Source organism: Polaromonas sp., from assembly GCF_029945685.1.
Lineage (GTDB): Bacteria > Pseudomonadota > Gammaproteobacteria > Burkholderiales > Burkholderiaceae_C > Polaromonas.
In genome coordinates this window covers 1-2,799 of record NZ_JAQSDA010000017.1, presented here as the reverse complement: position 1 = coordinate 2,799, position 2,799 = coordinate 1, and the positions used below count along the sequence as shown (strand labels likewise).

General features: G+C 60.8%; 2 protein-coding genes. One reads left to right on the top strand and one right to left on the bottom strand.

Annotation, left to right across the window (positions count from 1 at the left end; all coding sequences use genetic code 11):
- Positions 1–184 precede the first annotated feature (184 nt).
- Complete coding sequence (locus PSV26_RS11590; RefSeq protein ID WP_137903378.1) at positions 185–1,369, top strand: alpha/beta fold hydrolase; 1,185 nt, start codon at positions 185–187, stop codon at positions 1,367–1,369.
- Positions 1,370–1,457: 88 nt separating this feature from the next.
- Here the strand turns inward: PSV26_RS11590 and PSV26_RS11585 are convergent, their stop codons facing one another.
- Positions 1,458–2,612, bottom strand: coding sequence for a serine hydrolase (locus PSV26_RS11585; protein WP_062347427.1), 1,155 nt, complete (start codon positions 2,610–2,612; stop codon positions 1,458–1,460).
- Positions 2,613–2,799 lie beyond the last annotated feature (187 nt).

The window sequence follows — 2,799 nt, the reverse complement described above, 5'->3', positions numbered from 1 at the left end:
CTCTATAGGCTGTACCGCCCTAAAAACGTACCTATCGTGACCGAGGACAACGGAAAACCGCTACCTATTTGGGCAAACAGGGGAGGGGATGGTTGCTCAGTGCGCGCCCCTTCGCATGGGAAGCCCTTCCCTTGACTGGAGTACGGTAATACGCAATTATAGTTAGATAACTAAGGATATGGCCATGGAGAGAGGATTGCCGACAAAGGCGCTATGGGATCGCCTTCCCGAAATCGTTCGCTTCCGCGATCAACCGGGGATGACGGAGACCTACAGTTTTGCGGGCGCCGAGGGCACGACCGAGCTGGAAGGCCAGCTGTTCCGGCAGAGAGCGCGGCCATCTAAGGCGGTCTATTTGTTCATGCACCCCACAGCCACGGTCCAGCTGCTCCCAATGCCTGAGGCGCTTGCCGATGCGGGGTTGCACGTACTTTGCGCGTCGAGTCGCTACCCGAGAAACGATAGTGCGCTGATTATGGAAAAGGTCGCCTACGACATGGGCCAGTGGGTGCGCCACGCGCGCGAGTCGCTGGGTTATGAAAAGGTGATCCTGGTGGGATGGTCGGGCGGCGGCTCGCTATCGCTGTTTTATGCGGCCCAGTCTGAACATCCGACAATCACCCACACGCCCGCCGGCGACCTTTATGACCTGACAGCAGCGCGGCTGCAGCGGGTTGACGGAATAGTCCTCATCGCCGCCCACCTCAGCCGGGCGGAAGTGCTGACCGAATGGCTTGACCCCTCCGTCATCGACGAATTCGACCCGGACACGCGCGATCTCGAATTCGATATCTATAGTCCGGACTGCCCGAACAAACCACCATTCACCGCTGACTTCATCGCCGCCTTCCGCGAGAGGCAGCGGGCCCGCAATCGCAGAATTACCGCCTGGGCCGAGGAAATGCTTGCCACGCTCCGTCGTCGCAACGACGGCGAAACCGAACGCGCCTTCGTCACGCACCGCACGATGTGCGACGTGCGCTGGATTGATCCGACGATCGACCCCAATGGACGCGCGCCGGGGGCATCCTATCTTGGCAATCCACGCACGGTGAACGTGGGACCCGCTGGTTTGGCGCGATTCTCAACCCTGCGCTCGTGGCTGTCGCAATGGTCCTACGACCTATCCAACTCCAAGGCTGCCGTTAACGCGACAAAGATCCATCGGACCCCTGTGCTGCAGATCGAGAATGAAGCGGACGACGCGGTTCCCGCGAGCCATAATCCGATCATTCACAACGCGCTCACCGTTGCGAACAAGGAATTTGTGAGCATCAAGGGCGCGACCCATTTCTACCAGGGCCAGCCCGAACATCTCAGCGCTTGTATCGACGGGATCATCGACTGGAGCCACCGCAACGATTTGTGATCTGGCCGCCGCGATCGACGCGGCGCCTCCGCATTTTCGCTGCGGCGCGGCCGGCTTACGCCGGCCGGTCGCGGATTCCTTGCGGGGATCAGTTGTAGACGGCGTCCCGGATGTCGGACACGAACTTCCCCGACATACCCTCAAAGGCCGTGTTGGTCATGGCCACGACCGTCAGCGCGTTTGCACGATCGATGAACCAGCTATTGCCGTATCCGCCGGCCCAGTGAAGCGTTCCGGGAGACTGCGGCGACGGGACGGCGTGCGGATCTGCAAGCACTGCCCAGCCGAAGCCGAAGCCCCAACCCGGCCCGCAGGCCGCAGCCTGAGGTCCGAGCTGATCGGTCGCCATCATCTCGACTGTTTCAGGCTTCAGGATCGGACCACCCCCGAGCCGGATGGTTTCCAGAAAGTGCAGGACGTCGCCCGCAGTCCCCACCATCCCACCCCCGCCTGACGGATAGGAGTTTGGATCCAGGATACGGCTCGGCGCGAACGTTAGCGACCCGTTGAAGGCATCCAGAGGCACTACCATGCCGTCCGTGATGCGGACGGGAACGGATTCGCTGTTGAAGTAATTCGTCGCGAGCCGCTCAACATCCGCAACGGCAAAGCCGGTATCGACGATACCCAGCGGATCCGTGACCAGTTTGCGCACAGCATCGCGTAGCGAACCACCGGTAACGCTCTCAACCACCCCTCCCATCACATCCATGCCAAGGGAATAGCGAAAACCCGACCCCGGTGCGGCGGTAAGCGGGGCGGCAGCCAGGCGCCGAAGATTCTCGGATAGCGACAATCCCGGTTGATCCAACCCGTCGGAGACGTCGAGGCGACGATAATGGCCATCGCTCCCTTCCTGAAACGGATAGCCGAGCCCCGATGTGTGCGTGAGCAGATGGCGGATCGAGATGACCGGAACCGATCCATCGGACAGGCGCGGCTGAAAGTCGGGCAGGAAGCGCGTCACTGGATCGTCCAGCCTCACAACACCATCCTCGATCAGGCGCATCACGGCGGCGGTGACAAAGGGTTTGGTCACCGATGCAAATCGGAAAATGCTATCCGTTTGCATCGGCTTTTGCGATTCACGGTCTGCAAATCCCGCCGCGCGGCGATAGGCGATCTTGCCGCCCCGGGCGACGATCACGACCGTTCCCACCAAACGATTGTCGGCGAGAGCATTGTCTATCGCGCGATCCAGGCGATCGGACACATCCGCGCCTTTAAAGGCTGATGAACTCATAAGTTCAAACTCTCCCGATACTCTCGCAGACCGGACGCGGCCCGCACCTAAGCGATTGCAGTCATCAACCGCGCGGTGGAGAGCGACGACGATTCGGTCGGAGGCAAGGCCTGACCATCAGCACACCTCTCCACGCAACCTTCACGTCGCAGACCGCCACCGTGCAGTTCCTTAGTTATCTAACCAT

What these genes read in the sequence shown, in the direction of transcription:
- PSV26_RS11590 (WP_137903378.1), top strand. Translation starts at nt 185, where the DNA reads ATGGAGAGAGGATTGCCGACAAAGGCGCTATGGGATCGCCTTCCCGAA.
- PSV26_RS11585 (WP_062347427.1), bottom strand. Translation starts at nt 2,612, where the DNA reads ATGAGTTCATCAGCCTTTAAAGGCGCGGATGTGTCCGATCGCCTGGAT.